At 61.6% G+C, this 20394-nt stretch carries 16 protein-coding genes and 1 pseudogene; 12 read left to right on the top strand and 5 right to left on the bottom strand.

The features are described from left to right. From LPA34_RS15835 to LPA34_RS15800, 8 genes and pseudogenes are all read left to right on the top strand, one after another. Positions 1 to 188: pseudogene (locus LPA34_RS15835) on the top strand (amidohydrolase); the annotation flags it as partial. A gap of 44 nt (positions 189 to 232) precedes the next feature. Then, positions 233 to 1078: an amidohydrolase family protein gene (locus LPA34_RS15830; RefSeq protein ID WP_228979740.1), complete on the top strand. Its 846-nt coding sequence runs from the start codon at positions 233 to 235 to the stop codon at positions 1076 to 1078. A gap of 97 nt (positions 1079 to 1175) precedes the next feature. Further along, positions 1176 to 2459, top strand: a complete 1284-nt coding sequence (locus LPA34_RS15825) for an MFS transporter (protein ID WP_228979738.1) — start codon at positions 1176 to 1178, stop codon at positions 2457 to 2459. A gap of 63 nt (positions 2460 to 2522) precedes the next feature. Beyond that, the gene (locus tag LPA34_RS15820) at positions 2523 to 3509 is read left to right on the top strand and encodes a DODA-type extradiol aromatic ring-opening family dioxygenase (RefSeq protein ID WP_228979736.1); all 987 of its coding nucleotides are present in this window, start codon (positions 2523 to 2525) and stop codon (positions 3507 to 3509) included. A gap of 35 nt (positions 3510 to 3544) precedes the next feature. Further along, positions 3545 to 4402: an HpcH/HpaI aldolase family protein gene (locus tag LPA34_RS15815; protein ID WP_228979734.1), complete on the top strand. Its 858-nt coding sequence runs from the start codon at positions 3545 to 3547 to the stop codon at positions 4400 to 4402. Then, complete coding sequence (locus LPA34_RS15810; protein ID WP_228979733.1) at positions 4403 to 5950, top strand: acetolactate synthase large subunit; 1548 nt, start codon at positions 4403 to 4405, stop codon at positions 5948 to 5950. 32 nt (positions 5951 to 5982) lie between these two features. After that, on the top strand, positions 5983 to 6876 hold the full coding sequence (locus LPA34_RS15805; protein ID WP_228979731.1) for a type 2 periplasmic-binding domain-containing protein: 894 nt from the start codon (positions 5983 to 5985) through the stop codon (positions 6874 to 6876). 80 nt (positions 6877 to 6956) lie between these two features. Then, positions 6957 to 8879 (top strand): hypothetical protein, encoded by a 1923-nt coding sequence (locus LPA34_RS15800; protein WP_228979730.1) that lies wholly within the window; start codon positions 6957 to 6959, stop codon positions 8877 to 8879. A 562-nt stretch (positions 8880 to 9441) separates the two neighbouring features. On the opposite strand, the gene LPA34_RS15795 is transcribed toward LPA34_RS15800, so the two are convergent. Then, positions 9442 to 9597 (bottom strand): hypothetical protein, encoded by a 156-nt coding sequence (locus LPA34_RS15795; protein ID WP_228979728.1) that lies wholly within the window; start codon positions 9595 to 9597, stop codon positions 9442 to 9444. Between the two features lie 157 nt (positions 9598 to 9754). Further along, positions 9755 to 10822: a hypothetical protein gene (locus tag LPA34_RS15790; RefSeq protein WP_228979726.1), complete on the bottom strand. Its 1068-nt coding sequence runs from the start codon at positions 10820 to 10822 to the stop codon at positions 9755 to 9757. Positions 10823 to 11147: 325 nt separating this feature from the next. Between LPA34_RS15790 and LPA34_RS15785 the strand changes: the two genes are divergently transcribed. The 3 genes from LPA34_RS15785 to LPA34_RS15775 all read left to right on the top strand — a co-directional run bounded on the left by LPA34_RS15785 (position 11148) and on the right by LPA34_RS15775 (position 16857). Beyond that, on the top strand, positions 11148 to 12095 hold the full coding sequence (locus LPA34_RS15785; RefSeq protein ID WP_228979724.1) for a helix-turn-helix domain-containing protein: 948 nt from the start codon (positions 11148 to 11150) through the stop codon (positions 12093 to 12095). A gap of 151 nt (positions 12096 to 12246) precedes the next feature. After that, entirely contained in the window at positions 12247 to 13419 is a 1173-nt protein-coding gene (locus tag LPA34_RS15780) for a lactonase family protein (RefSeq protein WP_228979722.1), read from the top strand. Between the two features lie 402 nt (positions 13420 to 13821). Beyond that, the gene (locus tag LPA34_RS15775) at positions 13822 to 16857 is read left to right on the top strand and encodes a transglycosylase domain-containing protein (RefSeq protein ID WP_228979714.1); all 3036 of its coding nucleotides are present in this window, start codon (positions 13822 to 13824) and stop codon (positions 16855 to 16857) included. Between the two features lie 121 nt (positions 16858 to 16978). On the opposite strand, the gene LPA34_RS15770 is transcribed toward LPA34_RS15775, so the two are convergent. After that, positions 16979 to 17464 carry a DinB family protein gene (locus tag LPA34_RS15770; protein WP_228979712.1) on the bottom strand — a complete coding sequence of 162 codons (486 nt, stop codon included), beginning with the start codon at positions 17462 to 17464 and terminating at the stop codon, positions 16979 to 16981. A 134-nt stretch (positions 17465 to 17598) separates the two neighbouring features. Here LPA34_RS15770 and LPA34_RS15765 point away from each other — a divergent pair, with 134 nt between their 5' ends. Continuing rightward, complete coding sequence (locus LPA34_RS15765; protein WP_228979711.1) at positions 17599 to 18222, top strand: TetR/AcrR family transcriptional regulator; 624 nt, start codon at positions 17599 to 17601, stop codon at positions 18220 to 18222. Between the two features lie 45 nt (positions 18223 to 18267). On the opposite strand, the gene LPA34_RS15760 is transcribed toward LPA34_RS15765, so the two are convergent. Further along, positions 18268 to 19767: a CHASE2 domain-containing protein gene (locus tag LPA34_RS15760; RefSeq protein ID WP_228979710.1), complete on the bottom strand. Its 1500-nt coding sequence runs from the start codon at positions 19765 to 19767 to the stop codon at positions 18268 to 18270. 23 nt (positions 19768 to 19790) lie between these two features. Continuing rightward, a complete protein-coding gene (locus LPA34_RS15755; RefSeq protein ID WP_228979709.1) occupies positions 19791 to 20357 on the bottom strand; it encodes an OmpA family protein in 567 nt (188 codons plus the stop codon). Positions 20358 to 20394 lie beyond the last annotated feature (37 nt).

Here is a 20394-nt window from a genome sequence, read left to right as displayed (position 1 = left end):
TCGGCTCGGAGATGATCGGCGCGGTGCGCGGCAAGGATCCGCTAACGGGCCAGTACTTCGACGATACGAAGCGCTACATCGACGCGTGCGATGCGTTGACGGACGAAGATCGCTTCAAGATCTACGAAGGCAACGCACGTCGCGTGTATCCGCGTCTCGACGCACGCCTGAAGGCGCGTGGTCGTTAAAACCGGCGACAGCCGCACGCAGTGAGACAAACACAGAGACGCTCATGACATTCGTTGATATTCACCCGCACATCATTTCCGACGACGAAACCCGTTATCCACCGGCACCGCTATTCGGCAAGCGCTCGGACTGGTCGAAGGAGCGCCCGACGACCGTCGAAACGCTGATCGAGTCGATGGACGAGGCCGGCGTTGCAAAGGCCGCGGTGGTTCATTCGTCGACCACTTACGGTTTCGACAACAGCTATGTCGTGGACGGTTGCGCCAGCTACCCTGACCGCCTGGTAGCGGTCGGTTCTGTCGACGTGCTGCAGCCGGATGCACCGGCGCGCATTCGTGAATGGGTCGGTCTTGGTCTCGCGGGTCTGCGTCTCTTCACCGGCGGCAGCACGAAGGAATTCGACCCGAGCGAGCTGGACGATCCGCGTTCGTTCCCGGCGTGGGAGCTGTGCGGCGAACTGGGTCTGCCGATGTGTATCCAGACCGGCCCGATCGGCCTGCCGCAGGTCACGGCGCTGGCCAGACGCTTCCCGAAAGTCGCCATCATTCTCGACCACCTGGGTCGTCCGGAAGTCGCTGATGGCGCGCCATACGCGAAGGCGCAAAGCCTGTTCGACCTGGCCCCGCTGGAGAACATCTACCTGAAGCTCACCCCGCGCATTTTCGGCGATGTGAAGAAGGAAAAGGCGAGCGCGGAAACGTTCTTCCCGCGCGTCGTCGAGGCCTTCGGTGCGAAACGGATGGCGTGGGGCTCGAACTATCCGACCTCGCCGGGCGCGCTGTCTGAGATTCTCGCCACCGCGCAGGCAGGGCTGACAAGCGTGAGCGCCGAAGACCGCGAATGGATCTTCGGCAAGACCGCATTGCAGCTATATCCAGCGCTGGCCTGAGTTTTTGCTGCATCCACGCCGGCCACTCATGGCGCCCACCGATGTCTTTCCAGTGGCCGGCACGCAGAATCCAATCAAACTTAAGAGAAACAAACAGATGGAGACAAGCCAGTCTGGGCGACCCGGGACGGTAAACCGCTGGGTCGTACTCGCGCTCCTTGCGATTGGTGTGCTGATTTCCTTTATTGATCGCACCAGCATTTCGTCGACGCTGGCGGACGCGGGCTTTGTCCGGCATTTTGCACTGACGGACGTGGATCGCGGCTGGATCAACTCGGCCTTTTTCTGGTCATATGGTGTGTTTCAGGTTCCCATGGGCTGGCTGGCGGATCGCTACGGCGTGAAATGGCCCTACGCGATCAGCTTCGCGGTGTGGTGTGTCGCCACTGCGCTGATGGGTGCCGTGACGGCGCTCGCGAGCCTCGTCGTGATGCGGTTGATCATCGGAATGGCCGAGGCCATCGTGATTCCGGCGAGTTATCGCTGGATCCGGAATAACTTCGACGAAAGTCAGAACGGCCTTGCCGTCGGCATTCTGGCAATGGGCAACAAGTTCGGTCCCGCAATCGGCGCACCGGTCGGTGCGTGGTTCATCGTCAACTATTCCTGGAAGATGATGTTCATTGCGACCGGTCTCGTCGGGCTGCTCTGGCTCGTGCCCTGGTTGCTGTGCGTGCGTAACGACCTGCCGTCGCAAGGCGAGCTCAAGCAGGCGAATCGCAGTGCGCGCACGGTGAGCTTCGGCAGCATCCTGTCGAGCCCAGTGGTCTGGGGCGGAATGGTCACCAACTTCTGCTACGGCTATTTCACGTTCTATTGCATGACCTGGATGCCGTCCTATCTGGTCGAGCAACGCGGCCTGTCGATTTCGCGCTCCGGACTTTTCACGTTCTTCAGCTTCGCCGGGATAGCGATCGTCGCGGCACTCGCCGGGTGGGCAGCCGACCGGATCATCGCCCGGGGCCATAACCCCATTACGGTACGCAAGGTCTTCATCATCGCGGGCTTTGCCGGCGGATGCACCGTTCTGTTCGGCCCCTACGCACCGACGCTGCAGATGGCGCTGTTCTGGAATGTCCTTTCGTTGTCACTGCTCGGCCTCGTCACGGCGAACAACCTGGTGCTTTCGCGGTTGACCCTGATTCCGAGGCAGACGATCGGGCTGGTAACCGGCGTGCAGCAACTCGCCACGAGTCTCGCGGGCGGCGTGGCGGCGAGCCTGTCCGGCTGGCTACTGCACGTGAGCGGAACCTACAACCTGCCGATGATGGTGATCCTGGGATTCCTCGTCGCCGGAGCAATGGCCACGGCGATCCTGTACCGCCCCGAATGGGCCCCGAAGGTGACGGAAGCACATGACGGTTCGCTGCGGCGAGCCTAGACATCACGACACGACCGGTTGAGAGGGTCTTGTTGAACACATTAATTTATTGAGAAATTGTACATGGCGAAAATCGTATTCGGGATGGCGGTACCCCACAGCGGCATGCTGGGGCAGGCGCCTGAGGACTGGCTCAAGAACGGAGAGCGCGACCGTAACAATCCGGAGCTGTGGTACCGCAACCGGACCTGGACGTATCCCGAACTCGAAACGCACCGCGAAGCCGCGTTTGAGAAATTCCTGACGCTCGAGGAGCGCACCGCGCGCGCCGCGCGCTGCCGTACCGCGCTCGACCGGATGGCTGCTGCTTACCGCGAAGCCGACATCGATGTCGCGATCATTCTGGGCAAGGACCAGAAGGAGATCTTCACCGATTTCTCGCCATCGATCGCAATCTACACCGGCGAGGAAGTGCACAACGGTCCCCCGCAACGCGCTGTCTATGCACCCGATCACCACGTCGTGCACAAGTGCCATCCGAAGCTGGCGACGTATCTGATCGAACACTTCCAGCGTGAGAATTTCGATCTGACGGATCTCTTTGCATGGCCTGACAACGTGTGGATGAAGCCTCTGCCTGAGTATCCGGTGGTGCCGCACGCATACAGCTTCGTGTATCACCAGATCATGGGCGACAACCCGCCACCGCATGTGCCCGTCATCATGAACTGCTTCTATCCGCCGACCCAGCCGTCGATGTCTCGCTGTATCGAGTTTGGCCGCGTGCTGCGCGATGCGATCAATGCGTGGCCGGACGACGTGCGTGTCGGCATCTTCGCATCGGGCGGCCTGTCGCACTTTGTCAACGACGAAGAGTTCGACCACAGCATCATGAAGATGCTGGCCGAATACGACTATGACGGCCTCGCAGCGGTGGATAACCGTTCGTACCAGTCGGGCACTTCCGAAATCAAACTCTACGTCAGCGTGATGAAGGCGGTGGAGGAAACCGGCGCGCAGATGACGCTGGTGGATTACGTGCCGTGCTGGCGCACGCCTGCCGGTACCGGCGAGGGCATGGGCTTCATGTACTGGCAGGCAGCGGACTGAGCCGCGCACATCGACATCAACCAGAGAGAAACAACATGAGTGATACCCGCCTGAATGGCCTGATCCGCGCGTTCGAATCGGGCAAGCCTGCCTACGCGGCGTTCTCGAAGCTCGACAAGCAGACCGCGATCGAACTGAGCGATTCACCCTACGATGCGCTCGTGTTCGAAATGGAACACAACCCGTACGACGTGTCGGCGCTGGGCGATGCATTCCAGTACCTGCTCAACCGCAAGCACATTGCCCAGTCTGGCTCGGTCGCACCGAAGGTCACGCCGATCGCGCGCATTCCGGCCAACGGCGTTGAAATGAACCAGTCGTTTGCCAAGCAGGTGCTCGATCGCGGTGCGTATGGGGTGATCTGGCCGCACGTGGCGACAGTGGATCAGGCTTATAACGCGGTGGCGTCGTGCCGCTATGCGCGTCCGAAGAACGTACCGCTGTATGAGCCGAAGGGCGTGCGTGGCGACGGCCCTGCAAACGCCGCGCGCTACTGGGGCCTCAGCATGGCCGACTACTACAGGAAGGCCGACGTATGGCCGCTCGCACCGGAAGGCGAAATCCTCGTCGGCCTCATGTGCGAAAGCACCGAAGCGATCGGGAACCTCGACGACATGCTGGCGAATGTGCCGGGCATCGGTTTCATCCTGATCGGTGAGGGCGACCTGAGCCAGCAGCTCGGCCATCCGCGCGACTATGAGCATCCGGAAGTGGTCGATGCGATGCGTCAGATCGTCGAAACCTGCAAGAAGCACAAGGTCGTGGTCGGCAATCCGCACGTCGGCGCGAAGAACCACAAGCGCCTGCTTGAAGAGGGTTATGGCCTGCTGATGTCGGCACCGCTGCGCAGCTACGGTGTCGTGGGCCAGGCACGCGAGACGGCAGGCTACTAAATGAACGGTGCGCAAAGCCTTGTCGCAACGCTGGTCGATCAGGGCGTCGACATCTGTTTCGCCAACCCGGGCACCTCGGAGATGCACTTTCTGGCGGCGCTCGAGAACCCGAAAATGCGCAGCGTGTTGTGCCTCTTCGAGGGCGTGGCGACCGGTGCAGCCGATGGCTGGTACCGGATGAAAGACACGCCCGCGTCGACCCTGCTGCATCTCGGCCCAGGGCTGGCCAATGGTCTCGCCAATATCCACAACGCGAGGCGCGCGTCATCGGGGATGGTCAACATCATCGGCGAGCATTCGGCCGCGCATCTCAAATACGATCCGCCGCTGATGTCGGACATCGAAGGGCTCGCGCGGCCGCTGAGTCACTGGGTGCGGCGCGCCGAATCGTCGAGCACGATCGCGTGGGACGCGGCGACCGCGGTGGCGAAGGCGTCCGGGCACCCGGGGCAGATCGCGACGCTGATCCTGCCGGGTGACACGTCGTGGCAGCAGGCGGGCACGTCGGCGATACCGCCGCGTGCGGCGGCGACGCGTAAAGCGCCGGACGCCGCGCGCATCGAACACGTCGCGCGCGTGCTGCGTTCTGGCGAGCGGACGCTGATCATTCTCGGCAACAAGGCCACACGCGGCGTCGCACTTGAGCGTGCCGGCAAGGTAGCGGCCGCGACCGGCGCGCGCCTCGGCTCACAGTTCTTCAGCGCGCGCATCGAGCGCGGTGCGGGACGCGTGCCGATCGAGCGGATTCCGTACGCGGTGCCGCTCGCCCAGGCTTTTCTCAAGGACTTCAGGCACATCGTCACGGTCGAGACGTCGGAGCCGGTCGCGTTCTTCGCGTACCCGGACCGGCCGAGCCTGCTCAAAGCCGAAGGCACGCTGGTGCACCCGCTCGTCGAGGCCGACGAGGACAGTGCGCTCGCGTTCGAGATGCTGCTCGACATGCTGGGTGCAAGTGCCACACGGCCGACTCTTCAGCCTCGTGTGGAGACGCCGGTTCCGAGCGGCGCGCTCAATCCGCTGAGCATCGCGCACGCGCTGGCCGCGGCGCTGCCGGAGAACGCCATCGTCGTCGACGAATCGCTGACCACCGGGCGCGAGACGATGGGCCACACCATGGGCGCGGCGCCGCATGACCTGATCAACAACATGGGAGGTTCGATCGGCTATGCCACGCCGGTGGCGACCGGCGTGGCACTGGCCTGTCCGGACCGGCGCGTGTTCTGCATGGTTGGCGACGGCAGCGCGATGTACACGATCCAGTCGCTGTGGACCCAGGCGCGCGAAGGGCTGAACATCACCACCGTCATCTTCGCCAACAACAGCTACGCGATTCTCAAGGCCGAATACGCAAATATGGGCGCGGGCGCGCCCGGTGAGCGCGCGCTCTCGATGATCGACATCGACCGTCCGCGCATCGACTGGCTCGCCATGGCGCAAAGCATGGGCGTGCCGGCGGTGGCAGTCGAGACCGCCGAAGATTTTTACCGGGCGCTGGCCGATTCGGCGCGCGAACCGGGCCCGCGCCTGATCGAGGTGCGGCTGTACTGATTCACATGATCCGGATACAAGGAACGACATCCATGACAACGACGCTGAACGGGGTGCCTGCATTGCGCACCAATCTGTCGGAATATGCGGTGACCAGGGCGATGCGCGACGGACGCGTGAAGTCCGATCTGGTCACGCTCGATTTCTGTGGTCCGACGCCCGCGCACAACGGCTTCAAGGCGATGGTGCGCGAGAGCGCGTTCGACGCGGGCGAACTGGCGATCGTCACGTTCCTGCAGGCCAGGGCCTACGGCAAGCCGTACGTGCTGCTGCCGACGCCGATCTCGGGCCGTTTCCAGCACCACTGCGCCGGCTACAACATCGATTTCGGACATCTCGACCCAAAGGATATCGAAGGCAAGAAGGTCGGCGTGCGGACCTATACGCAGACCACGGCTCTATGGATTCGCGGCATCCTGCGCCACGAGTACGGTGTCGATCTGGACAAGGTCACCTGGATGACGCTGGGCGACGGGCATCTCGCTGAATACCATGACCCGGGCAACTGCGAGCGCTTGCCTGCCGGTTCGTCGATTCCCGACCTGATGCTAAAGGGCGAGCTGGCCGCTGCGTTGCTCGGCGAGGACATGCCGAAGGACTCGCGCGTGCGCACGCTCGTGCCGGATGCGCAGCAGGCTGCGAAGGGCTGGTTCGCCCGGGAGGGCGTGGTGCCGATCAACCACATGTTCGTGGTTCACGAGAACCTGTCCAGACAGCGTCCCGACATCGTGCGTGAGCTGTACCGCATGATCGTCGAAAGCCGCTCGCTGGCCGAAGGCGTGCCTGTCGTGTTTCCGCCGATCGGGCTGGAGGCGAACCGCAAGGGCATCCAGCTCGCGATCGACTGGGCGCTCGATCAGAAAATCCTGCCGCACCGCATGTCAGTGGACGAGCTGTTCGACGACGTAACCGGCAGCCTTGGCTGACGAAAGCATGGACCGGGCGCAATGTCCGTCCGGTCGTATCGACGTTTCTTTAATACAGACAAAACATGGAGACCAGTACAGTGCATTCCCCGCTTTCGTTCAAAAGGAAAATCCTGTCCGGCGTGGCCATTGCCTCCGTCGCCGCGTTCGTGCCGGGCGCGGGCGCCGCGACGGTGACAAAGGGCGATCTGCTGATCTACCGCATCGGCCCGACGACCTCTGAACTCTATATCGCCAACGCCGACGGTAGCGATGAACACCGGCTGACCCCGTCCGACGGTTTCGATTATCACGGCTCGTTCTCACCGGATGGCAAATGGGTGATATTCACCTCGGAGCGCGATGGACTCGGTCATGCCAGCCTGTACCGCGTGCGCACGGACGGCACGGGCCTGCAGCGCCTGACCGACTGGACCGGGATCAGCGATGCTGCCGTCTACGATCCGGCTGATCCGGATCTGATCGCGTTCGTGTCATCGCGCCGTGGCAAGAATACGTGGGGCACCACGAACATCTGGACGCTCAACATCAAAACCGGCGCGCTGCACAATGTGACCGGCGACATCAAGTTCGATCCGGACAAGCCGCACAGTTTCTTCCGGCCTTCGTGGTCGCCAGATGGCAAGTGGATTGCGCTGTCGTCCGACATCGGCACCGAGTGGCGCGGGCACAATCTGCCGGTCGGCTGGGAGCGTACCCAGGAAAGCAGTATCTACGAGATTCATCCGGATGGCACGGGCTTCAGGCAGATCACCGCGCGTCCCGGCTATGCCGAAGGCTCGCCGTCGTGGTCGGCTGACGCCAAGCATGTAGTGTTCTACGAAACTCCGGTCGAATCGACCTGGGGCGCGCACCGTCCCGAAGCGATCGGCAAGGTCAGCACGCAGATCGTGCAGGTCGACGTGGCCACGGGCGAGCGGAAGGATCTAACGGACACACCGGGCATCAAGGTCTTTCCGCAGTATGTCGGTGCGACGATGAATGTCGCGTATCACATCAAGAATGGCGCTCAGGAGGGCCGCTATACGACGGACGGCCAATCGCACACCACTGCGGGGAGTGGCATCCGTTCGCCGCATTATTCGGCGGACGGCAAGAAGGTCATCTACGAGAAAGTGGTGTACGGTAAGCCTTTCCACCCGAACGGTACGTCGCTCTACAGTTTCGATCCGCAGTGGAACTACCGTTTCGTCGATGTGTTCCCGCAACTCTCACGCGATGGCAAGTCGCTGGTGTACACGGAGAAGGCGGGCGACTCGTCTATCGTGGTTGCGAATGCCGACTTCACCGATGCCCACCATATCTACGATCCGGCTACCAGCGGCCTCGATCCTAAAATGCTCGGGGCGGGTCTGGCCGGCGCGTTCCAGCCGACCTGGTCGCCGGACAAGCAGTGGGTAGCGTTCGGCGTGGGCGGCTGGTTCTTCACGCGTGCTTACATGCCGGGCCGCATCTTGCGTATCAAGGCCGACGGCAGCATGAATGGCAAGCCGGAAGTCCTGACCGACGGCAAGGAGAACGCGGGCTTCCCGAGCTATTCGCCGGACGGCACCAGGATCGTCTACCGCGTGTGGAGCCCGAAGGACATGGGTCTGCGGATTCTCGACCTGGAGACGCACAAGACCACGGTCCTGACCACCGGGCCGGACAACCTGCCGGGCTGGTCGCCGGATGGCAGGAAGATCGTGTTCACGCGCAAGGAAGTCAATCCGGGCGATCCGGACAAATTCCACTTCGACGTGTACACGATCAACCCCGACGGCACGGACGTGAAGCGTCTGACCACGCCCGGATCGAACCAGGCCCATGCGACCTGGACCTCGGATGGCCGCATCGCGTACAGCTCGGGCGAGTACGGTTTCCGCGACGAGCTTTCGCTCTACGACGACACGTTCCAGCCGGATGGCCAGAACTGGGTGATGAATGCCGACGGCAGTGACCGGCATGCGATTACCGATACGCTCTGGGAAGATTCGATGCCGCTCTACATTCCCAGGCAGTAAACAATCCTGTTGACGGCATGACAAAGGCACCGCGCTAAGGCGCGGTGCCTTTTGTTTATCGGTGGCAGTAAGACAATTCCGCAAGTTTGCCCATGAGCTCATCCGGCATTCCCTTTCTGGTTCTCCCCGACCTCGAGGAGGAGGCCATCGCGGGCGTCGCCGACGTACTGCGTCGGACTGGATCACGACCAGCCGGAGAGACTCGCCGAGACGCCACCGGCTAGATTCATCGCGACCTGCTGAAGCCCATGTTCAGGCTGATCGTCTGCTTCGGGATCAGGGTAGACCGCGGTCGCACCGGTGGCATAAAGGAATCGGCCGGGTGCCGGGCCTACGATGGCGGCGAGTTGCGCGATCCGGCGGAGCCGATCACCAGTGCTCTGGGCAGGGTAGGTAGTGGCACCATGGTTGGCAGGAGCGCTTGCCGGGTCGGCAGCTGAAATGCCATGGTCGCGCTGAGACATAGCGACGCGACCGGAATGACGTCACATCCAGGCCAAAGTACCTGAAGTAGCTGCGATCAGAACACGCACCACGCCGCATTGCACGACCTGACAAGTCATCAGGACGGGCCGCCGGTCATGGCGATCAGCCACATGGCCGACGCGACAAGGCAAAGGGTGAAGGCGGGAGGAAACTGTGCCAGACCGACCAGACCCGGGTCACAGACGCTGTGCGTGATGTCGTATAGCTGCCATGCCGTGATGATCACGAGCATGTGGATGGACCTGGCTGTTGCGACGGGACTCAAAAAGAAGCATTGGAACGGTGAATTGAACGGAGTTCCAAACTGCATACGGCAATCATTCGAGCGAAAAGCGACCATCGGCAACCCGGATTGCGGTTGCCGATGGTCATCTTCAAAAGGCAGTCGATCAGAAGTGGATTTCGGCCACGAACATCGGGCAAGAGGTCTGGGTTGTCCCAGGTTGCTCGGAGGCCGGCGTGCCGTACATGTTGTGCCAGTATTCGTAGCCGATCCCTGCGTATGCGGTACGCGGGTGACCGGCGAACGATCCGACATCCGCCAGCAGCGACACACGGGTCAGGAATTCCGTGGTGGTGTTGACGCCGAAGCCGTCCTTGCCCTTCGGTCCGGTCAAGCTGGCAAAGCCCTTGAAGACGAGGGGAACCGGGCCCAGACGGAACGGATACAGCCAGGAACTCTCGAGGTGCACCGCCGGATTGAAGTGCACCTCCACGTTGGTGATGCCATTGTGGTTGCTTTCCGTGCGAACACCTAACGTGACGTTCCAGAAACCGTGCGGTACCGAGAACTCGATGGTAGGTCCGAAAACGAGCATGCGGGCGCGTTCGGCATACGCATCGTTCTTGGTACCGAATTCGTAGCCGGCGGTCAGACCGAAGTCCCGGATGAAGCCCCAGGAAAGCGATCTGCCGAAAACCTTGCTTGCGCTGAACGAGACGCGGCCGACGCTGTAGAGTTCCTGCGCGCCGCCCGACCCAGGCGTGGGATAGCCATATTGATTGGTCGGACCCGCTTCGGGATTCGCCATGCTGGAGACCAGGTAGTCGACATTGAACGCATAGCTGCCGTACCGGAAGCCGCCCGTGGTCGTCACAGAGCCGATGTTCTGCGTGACCTTGGCCGGTGCGCCCGACTGGGTTCGCACGCCGGGATAGTAGAAATTGGTGCCCACGCGATAGCCGATGTATGTGTCATTCCACGACGGCGGTGTGGCGAATTGCTGCGGCGGCGGTGAAAGCGGCGCGGTCACTGTGCTGGTCTGCGACAGCGTCACGGGCGCCGCGGTCAAATCTGATGCAGCCGCGGGAACTGTGCTGTCCGTCGGAGCAAGCTGCAGTGGTTGTGCGTCTCCTCCTGCGGCCAGCGGCGTATCCCCTGCATGCGCCAGACCCGAGAGGCAGCCGAAGAGAGCGATACCTAGCAGCGGTACGCGGACGGCGTTGGATTTTTTCATGTCTCCTTCCATATTTTGTTGATAGGCAAGACGCGGTCGTTTCACGACTATCGTTTTTTTTTACCGTCGACCAGGGGTTGCGGAAGTCAACGCCGTGAAGCCTGTCGCGGTGGGATGGAATGTATGCGATGCCTGCGCGAATGCCTTTACACAAAATTGAGATTCGCTGGCACTTTTTAATGGGTGAGACGCTCGGGTAAGTCGCAGTTGCGAATGGTCCGAACGTATGGAACGATCAGTGGTTTTCTGGCCGGATATCCGAAGTTGTTCGGTGGACACAGCAACAAGGGATGTAGCCGGCCGCTCTGGTCGAAAAGGAAGTTCCATGACACCTGGCACGATGACAAAGGATCATCACCGCAAGCAAAGCGGTGCCGTGAAGCAGACAACCGTGCCGAAGGTACGGCTCTATGTCGAACGTCCGGATGACGAGAACTGGTTCGTGCACGTGGGGCATGTGACCGAGCGAGGTCGCTGGCGTACCGAACCGCATGCGCATCCGGCCTATGGGCAGGTGATCTTCGTGCTGCGCGGGCGGGGGATCATGAATCTCGAGGGAAGCAGTGTGCCCTTCGATGGGCCCTGCGCATTGCTGCTGCCGACCGAATGCGTGCATGGTCTCGACTATGAGACCGATGTCGACCGCTGGGTCGTCACGATTGACGAGGTCTATCTCCGTCAGATCAATGTTGAGCTGCGCGAGTTCAGCACGCTGTGGTCCGCGCCTCGTCTGATTCCGCTTGCCGGCTCCGCCCAGACCGGGATCGAACTCTATCGTCTGATTGGCGACCTCAAACGGGAAGCTGAATCACATGCTGTTGGCCATATTGCGGGAACCAGGGCGTTGCTGACGACGCTGCTGCTATTGCTCGTGCGTGAGGCGCGTCTGGGTCAGCAGGCTGCGGACAGCGAGACACGCAATGACTTCCGGCTGGTCGATCGCTTCCGTCAACTCATCGATCAGCACTATCAGGAAAATCTCTCGCAGCAGGACTATGCATCGATGATGGCCATCTCGGCCGTGCAGTTGCGCACCGCATGTGCTTCGGCTGCAGCGCAGAGTCCGACCAAGATGATCCATGCGCGCATTGTCACGGAGGCGAAGCGCAATCTGATTTTCGGGAATATGTCCGTGGAACAGATCGGCTTCGATCTCGGCTTTGCCGACGCTGCTTATTTCACTCGCTTCTTCCGCAGGGAAGTCGGTCAGACCCCGAGTCAATTTCGTGTGGCCGCTCGCCAGCAGGCAGAGCAGGACACACTGCCCCAGTAAGGCGTTTCGCGATTCGGAGGGCGGCGCCTAAAGTCCAGGTGAATCCGCGCTTTGTACAAGGACAGGCGCCCGCGCAGCGAATAGTCTCTAACCGTTCTAATAGAGAGACCGGATGCGGATCGGCCGCCGACCGGTCAAGGAGCGTGAGGAGATGATGCAACGACTTTTTCTGGACACTTGCACGAAACGAGTGGCGGTTGCCGCGCTAGGTTTGTCCGTCGGATTGATCGGGATGCTCGGGCAGGCGCACGCCGCGTCCGGATACGATCAGTCGCAACTGGTCTATGTGGGAACGCAGCAGGCCCAGATCCAGGCACTGCGTTTCGATCCGTCGACGGGCAAGCTGGCCGTGATCGGCCCGGTGGCGAAAGGGCTCAACGCGACCTGGGTGCAGAGCGATCCGCAGCGACCGGTCATCTATGCGGTCGATGACGACAAGGTGCGGGAGGGAAGCGTGACCGCCTATGCGGTGGACCGTGCAACGGGTGCGCTTGCCGAGCTGAACCGGGTGGACTCCAACGGTCGCGGGACCACGAATTTGTCGCTCGACGCGCGATCGATGACGCTGCTGGCTGCGAGTTACGACAGCGGGACCGTGTCGAGCATTGCGCTTGAACCGGATGGCCGGCTCGGTGTTCGCGCGTCGACGATGCAGGAGACCGGTTCGGGCCCCAATCAGCGCCGCCAGGCCAGTGCGCATGCCCATAACGCGGTCGTGGACCCTTCCGGTCGCTATGTACTGGTTCCCGATCTCGGGGCCGACCGGGTGTTCGTCTACGGCTTCGATGCCGCGAAGCATGCGTTATTGCCGGATAACGGCGATCCGCCGCGTGCCTTTACGGCGCCATCAGGCAGCGGGCCACGGCATGTGGTATTTGGTGCCGATGGCCGCTTCGCCTACGTGATCACCGAATTGAGTGCCGAGATCTTCGTGCTGCGATGGGATGCGGTGCAGGGGCGCCTGACACCGGTGCAGACGGTGTCGCTGAGCAGCCCGGAATTCAAGGGCGTGCGGAGCGGGGCGGAGATCGTCACGAGCACTGATGGCCGGTTTGTCTATGCCGAGGATCGCAGCGAGGACACGTTGGTCGTCTACCGTGTCGATCCCGAATCGGGCGAGTTGTCCGAGCTTCAACGTATTGCTTGCGGCGGCACGAAGCCGTGGGGTATGGAACTCGATCCATCAGGAAAATGGCTGTTCGTGGCGAATCAGCGCAGCGGGAATATCGCCGTGTTTAGCGTCGATTCGACCTCGGGGAAGCTGGCGGGCACAGGCGCGACGGCGGATGTGCCAACGGCGGTGAGCGTGGCGTTGGTGAACTGAATGCCCGTTCATCGCTTCGAGCTCATCAAGCATACCGGGATGATGGGAGGCGTCGTCTGAGCAAGGGCTCGACACGACCAGTAGTTTCGCACCGAGTAGCCCTGCTTAATCTTTACTGCCCGCTCAGGTGCGTCTGCTCTAGCGTGACGGACTATATTCCGCCGCCACTTTCGAGTTTCCTTAATCTTGCATCTCGTGACAGACTTTGGACGCGTCGGTGCGTCCAAAGTCTGTCATCTAATCAATGATTTGCAAAAGTGCCTCGTGACAGACTTTATTCTCCCGGATCACATCCGATCTGGTCGCGTCGGGTAAGCCCGGACGGGTCCGCACCCGTATTCCGCGCTAGACTGACCCAGGTTAGTTTTTTTGTGCAAGGGCAGTTGCCTGGGAGACGTCGCCATGAACCGGCCACTGGTTCGGTTTTCGCTTCGTACGCTGGATGCTGCGCGGGTCTGGAAATGGCTCAAGTGGTCTCTGGTTGCAGTCTTTCTGCTCGCACTGGTAGTCGTCGCAAGGTTTTGCCAGATCGAAATCGAAACCTCCCGGTTGCAGGCGCGCTATTTGTCCGAACTGACGCGCGACGTCGGTTTCACGCCAGGCGAGGGCGTGAGCCCCAGTATCCGCTTTCCCACTCACGGTCCCTACGATGAGCGTCTCGGTTACGCGCTGTTGCCGTCGTTCCAGCAGCGTCTGACTGAGCGCGACTTTGCCGTTGCATCACAGGCGCGCGATTCCGCGCAGATGCTCTCGCTCGCGGACGATGGCCTGTTCCTGCCCTACCACGAGAAAGACCAGGCGGGCCTGCAATTGTTTGACGGCACCGGCGCGCTGCTGTTCGACAGACGTTATCCGGGCCGCGTCTACGACAGCTTCGAGGCGATTCCGCCGCTCGTCGTCAACGCGCTGCTGTTCATCGAAGACCGTTACCTGCTCGACGCGGATCAGCCGGACCGCAACCCCGCGATCGACTGGGGGCGCTTCAGCCGCGCGCTGGTTGACCAGGGCATACGCGTGTTCAACCGGCAGCAATCGACGCCGGGCGGCAGCACACTCGCCACGCAGATCGAGAAATTCCGCCACTCGCCTGGCGGGCGCACGACGACGCCGCCAGAGAAGCTGCGGCAGATCGCATCGGCTTCGGTGCGTGCCTATCTGGACGGGCCGCAGACCATGCCCGCGCGGCGTCAGATCGTCAAGGTCTATCTGAATTCGGTGCCACTTGCGGCGCAGCCTGGTCTCGGCGAGATCAACGGCATTGGCGACGGCCTTGCCGCGTGGTACGGGCGTGACTTCGACGAAGTCAACCGCATCCTCGATGCGCCCACATCCGATGACAACCTCGCTGCCCAGGCGGTGGCGTTCAGGCAGGTTCTGTCACTGATGATCGCGCAACGCGCGCCGTCATACTTTCTGCATCATGGCTATGGCGATCTCGAACGCCGGACCGACAGCTATCTGCGACTGCTGGCGACAGGTGGCGTCATTTCGCCTTCGCTGCGCGATGCGGCGCTCGCCGCGCATCTCGAACTGAGCTCACCGCCACGCAGACATTCGACCGAATCGTTCGTGAGCCGCAAGGCGGTCACCTCGATGCGCGCCCATCTGCTGGCGGCGCTCGGCATACCTGGCTTCTATGAACTCGACAGGCTCGATCTGCAGGTGACCGGTACGCTCAACAACGCGGTTCAGCAGGCGGTGAGCGACCGGCTCGCAAGCGCGGCAACCCACGACGGCGCGCGGGCCGCGGGACTGTACGGTTTCGAAATGCTGCGCCCTCAGGACGACCCATCGAAGATCGCCTACAGTTTCACGCTGTTCGAACGGCGCAACGGCGCGAACCTCCTGAGGGTGCAAACCGACAGCGTCAATGAACCGTTCGACATCAACCAGGGCGCGCGCCTGAATCTCGGGTCGACGGCCAAGCTGCGTGCGCTCATCACGTACCTGCAGATCGTCTCCGACCTGCACACGCGTTATGCGTCGCTGAGCACGGCGGAGCTTAAACGCGTCAAACCCGATCCGATGGATGCGCTGACACGCTGGGCACTCGACTACCTCACGCATACGTCGGACCGCTCCCTGCAGAATATGCTCAATGCCGCGGTGGAAAGAAAATACTCAGCCAGCCCGGGCGAGACGTTCTATACGGGCGGCGGCGCGCAGACGTTCAGTAATTTCGAATCGGGCGATAACAGCCGCATTCTGACCGTGCACGCAGCATTCCAGCACTCGGTGAATCTCGTATTCGTGCGTCTGATGCGTGACATCGTGCACTACGAGATGATCCAGACCTCGGGGTCGTCTTCCCACTGGCTCGCCGATCCCGCGACACGCAAGCTGTATCTCACACGTTTTGCCGATCAGGAAAGCCGCGTGTACATGAAGCGCTTCTACACGAAGTACCATGGCAAGACGCCCGACGAAGCGCTGGCGATTCTGCTGCAAGGCGTGCGCAAGTCGCCGCCGAAGATCGCGACGGTGCTGCGCAGCGTCGCGCCCGACAGCTCGCAGGCATGGTTCGACGCGCGGATGCGCGCGGCCTTGAAAGGCACGTCCGCGGCGTCGCTTGCGGAGGACGATCTTGCGAAGCTCTACATGAAGTACGCGATTGACCGCTTCAATCTGAATGATCGCGGTTATATCGCGAGCGTGCATCCGCTGGAGTTGTGGACCGTCAACTATCTGCGTGAACATCCGGACGCAACGCTCGACCAGTTGCAGAACGCGAGCCGCGACGTGCGTCCTGGCACCTATTCCTGGCTCTTCAAGACGCGCTACCACGCGACACAGGACCGCAGGATCAAACGCATGGTGGAACTGCGTGCGTACGACGCGATCGGCAAGTCGTGGCAGGCGCTAGGGTATCCGTTCGCGAACCTGACACCGTCGTATGCGGCGGCCATCGGTGCATCGGGTGACCGGCCGGCCGCGCTCGCGCAACTGATCGGCGTGATCGCCAACGGCGGCGACAAGGTGCCGACCGAAAGCATCGCGCAACTCGATTTCGCGAAGAATACGCCGTATGAGACGCATTTCACGCGAGCGTCAGTGGCCCCGCAGGCCATGGTGTCGCCGCAGATTGTCAACGTGGTGCGTGAGTTGTTGAATGACGTGGTGCAGGGCGGCACCGCAAAGCGCCTTGCCCAGGGCATGACGTTTCCTGATGGCAGGACGCTCGCGGTGTACGGCAAAACCGGGACAGGCGACCAGCGCTTCGATGTGTTTGCGCCCGGTGCCCGGCTGATCGAGTCGCGCAAGGTCAACCGGACCGCAATTTTTGTATTCGCGTTCGGCAACCGTTTCTTTGGTGCGTTGACCGCTTACGTTCACGAGCCGTATGCGGCCCGCTACGATTTTACGAGCGCGATGGCGGTGCAGTTTCTGAGGTCGCTCGCGCCGGCGTTGCAGCCGTTGCTCGATAGCAATAGCCGTTGAGCGATCGCATCTTGAGCGGCATGCTGGAAATAACCGCGGCGTAGCCGATATTCACCGCAGCCGGCTCACAGACCACAATGTCCCTGCCGCGTAGCCGTCATCAGGTAGTTGCCCACCTGCATCACGCCGCGTCTTCGAGAAAGTCCGTGATCGCATCACGACTCGGCGTGAGGCCTCTCAACTGAAGAACGGCGCCGGCATTGCCGCGATGATACGTTCCATGCAGGCACACGTGCAGGATGATCTCACCTCGCCGCATGCGCGCCGGCTTTCCGCTGGTGAAGACAAAATCGACAGGCTGCTCGAAATCGCTCTCCGCCAGACTATCCACGTAATGCGCGTACCAGTCGTCGACCTCGCGCGCACTGCGCGCAAGCGCCTGGAGTTCCGGCATTCTCTCCGATCGCGGCGCCTGAAACGTGTGCGGCAGTCCCTGCAGGTGATGCTGAAAGATTGTGTCGACCACATGTATATGGTCGAGGATGCGGAGCATGATCGACGCATCCTCACTGGTCAGCCGATCGTAATTCTGACTGACAACATCATGAAGGCCGCGATCGGCCCATCGTTTGATGGCAACAAGTTTCGAGTAAGGCTGACAGATCATGAGACATCTCCTTTCATCGTCGAGGTTGCGATGCGTGTTCGATCCAGGTTGGCTGCTTCGTTGCGATTCGATGCGTCAGATGCATAATACGAGTAACAACTCATATTTATCTACTCGCATCTGGAGCGCGGAAAATGGCGCGAAAACCGCTCACGAAACCCAGGAAATACGCCTCTCAAGGGAGATCGCGTGCGACGGTCGATGCGCTGATTGAAGCGACCGCTCGCATTCTGGTCAGGGACGGCTTCGATAAAGCCAGCACCAACCGTATCGCGGAAAAAGCGGGCGTGAGCGTCGGCTCGCTCTACCAGTATTTCCCCGGCAAAGAGGCGCTCGTTGCCGCCGTCATGAAGCGCCATGGTGAGGAACTCATGCAGGTCGTCCGTGATGCGCTGGCAGAGGCTGCGGCACTGCCGATGGAGCAGGCGGTGCGCGCGCTTGTCGTCGCGGCGATGGAGGCGCATCGCATCGATCCCAGGCTACATCGCGTGCTTGCGGAGCAGATTCCGCGTATGGGAAGACTTGAAAACACGGAAGTCCTGAACGGAGAAATTCATGCCCTGTTCAGGGCCTGGCTCGATGCCCATTGCGATGAATTCCGCCCGCTCGACCTGGGGCTCGCGGCGTTTGTGTGCGTGACATCGATAGAAGCACTGACGCATACAGCGGTCGTGCACCATTCCGAAAGCCTCTCTGAAGAAGCGTTTGGAGCGCTCGTCGACGAGGCTACCCGGCTCGTAGTCCGGTATCTGCAGTAGTCGCCGCGGTTGACGGGTGAGCACGCCATTCGCGCGACCGCTACCTCAAGGTCCTGGTGCCTTGCCGGTGCGGTCGTTGTCGTCTTCACGCCGCTCTGCGTGCGTGGCTTGTGTTCCGGTTTGTTCATCGACGCGGAGCAATGCGGGAGCAAAGAAGCAGCCCATGACCGCGGACAGGATAATGAAAATCGAGGCCGCATCGACCAGCAGGCCGAGATGGATGAAAATAAAGAAGCAGAATAAAACATTCAGCAGATGCAGGGAGACGCCGAGAAGGGCGGAACCCTTGGGCACGGCTCTCAGGAATAGCGCAAGCCGCGAATGGGTGCGGGGCACATACCAGATGATCAGCAATCCGAACGCCATGATGAAGGCGCTTTCCGCCCATTTCAGCCAGGTGGGGCGGCGCAGAAAACGTCCGTCGACAATCGTCTCGATGACCTGCGCCTGAATTTCGATGCCTGGCACCAGTTCCCCCAGCGCGGTCGTGCGCATGTCTGTCAGGCCGCTGCCGGTCAGTCCGACCAGCACCAGTTTGTTCCGGATCCGTTGCGGATCGACGGTTCCTTTCAGGATGTCGCGTGCCGACACGTAGCGGTTCAGCGTCGACCGGATGGACGCGAAATGCAACCAGATGTCACCTCCGGGCTGCGTGGGCACCTGCACATCCGCGACACCCACCGCCTGCACGCCCGATCCGTCGGCAAAGACGTCGATCGCCGATGAATCCGTGGCGAGGCGGAGCATTTCCATCGGCAGACTGGGGACCAGTTTCTCGCCCAGACCCATGATGAGAGGGATATGCCGGACCACACCCTGTTCGAGTGTCACGCTTAGCAGCGCCTGCCCGTGGGCCGCCGCCTGCAATTCTGGCAGGCTGGCGAGCACGTAGTCGTACCGTTGCACGCGGTCCAGCGGGTCGGCGCCATGCACGAGAATCGGAGCGCTTCGCAGATCGGTGCTGGTGGTGAAGGCGGCATGATCGAGCGCCGCGGCACCCAGTATGGTCGGCGCCGCGCGCAACGATCTGGCGAGAATGGCTTCGTGACTGGGAAGGGCCCGCAGGCCGGCGGCGAGCGCCGCAGCCGTCTTCGGCAGATTGCCGGCGACCTTGTCGGGAGACGTCTGATCCGGCTCCGGCATGTAAATGTCGAGACCGATAGCCAGCGGTTTCAAGGCCGCAATGGCATCGACCAGGTCGGCCAGCCGATTGCGCGGCCAGGGCCATTGACCGACGGTTGCCAGGGTTTCCTCATCGATCTCGACAATGGTCACGGGCTGGGTAGCCGGAATCCGCGGGAAGTGACGTTGATACTGGTCGAACAGAAGTTGCCGGGCCGTTCTAAAGGAGTCAGGAACCGCCTCGTCAAGCGCGCCCACGAAAGCCGGACGTGCTATGTCACTGGGCCACTCGCTGGACAGGTTGAGCAGGCTCAGGCTGAACAACACCACCAGTGCCACCGGACGCCCCTGGGCCGCCTTCAGCAGACTCCTGATCCGGACAAGCCAAGGGTCGTAATAACGTTTCATCGAAGGAAAGGCCATTCAGCCTCGATGACTCGTACAGGTCACTGGATTGTGATGACTGCGCGTCGGTTCATGCGATTGGGAACGCCATCTGCCGTGGGGACCAGTGGTTCGCGTTTGCCCCGGCCAGCAGTCTCTATCTGTCGGGCAGGAATGCCCTGCTTGATGAGGAACGCTGCAACAGTCTCCGCCCGTCGCATGGACAGTCTGTCGTCGAACTCCTGAGAGCCCGCCAGATCGGTGTGACCGACCACCACGACCTGGGGCGCAGGCCAGTTAGTCAGGACGGCTTTTAACTTTTTGACGGTGGCGGATGACTCAGGCGCCAGTTCAGTGGCGGAGTCAAAGAGAAAAAAAATCGTAAATGTCGTGGGGCGAGGCGGTCGGGCCGCGAGTAGTTCGCCATATCGTGCCTGCACGCTGGATTGACTATCCATCGTTTTTTCGATGGCGCCGCCGCTGGTGACGTCGACCTCGGCGTAGGCCCTGTCTATCGTTTGCTCTCCGGTGGCGCTATGGACAATGACCTTTCCGACTTTGCCCTGCGGATCAGGCAACAGGATAATTCTGTCCGGGGGCGTGCTACAGCCGGCGAGAAAAGCCAGCATGACGCATGCCGCGCCACATGCCAGCCCGTGGCTTCGG

The sequence above is a fragment of the Paraburkholderia gardini genome (assembly GCF_907164575.1).
Classification (GTDB): Bacteria; Pseudomonadota; Gammaproteobacteria; order Burkholderiales; family Burkholderiaceae; genus Paraburkholderia; species Paraburkholderia gardini.
The sequence above is the reverse complement of the archived record's forward strand: the minus strand, read 5'-3'. Positions and strand labels throughout refer to the sequence as shown.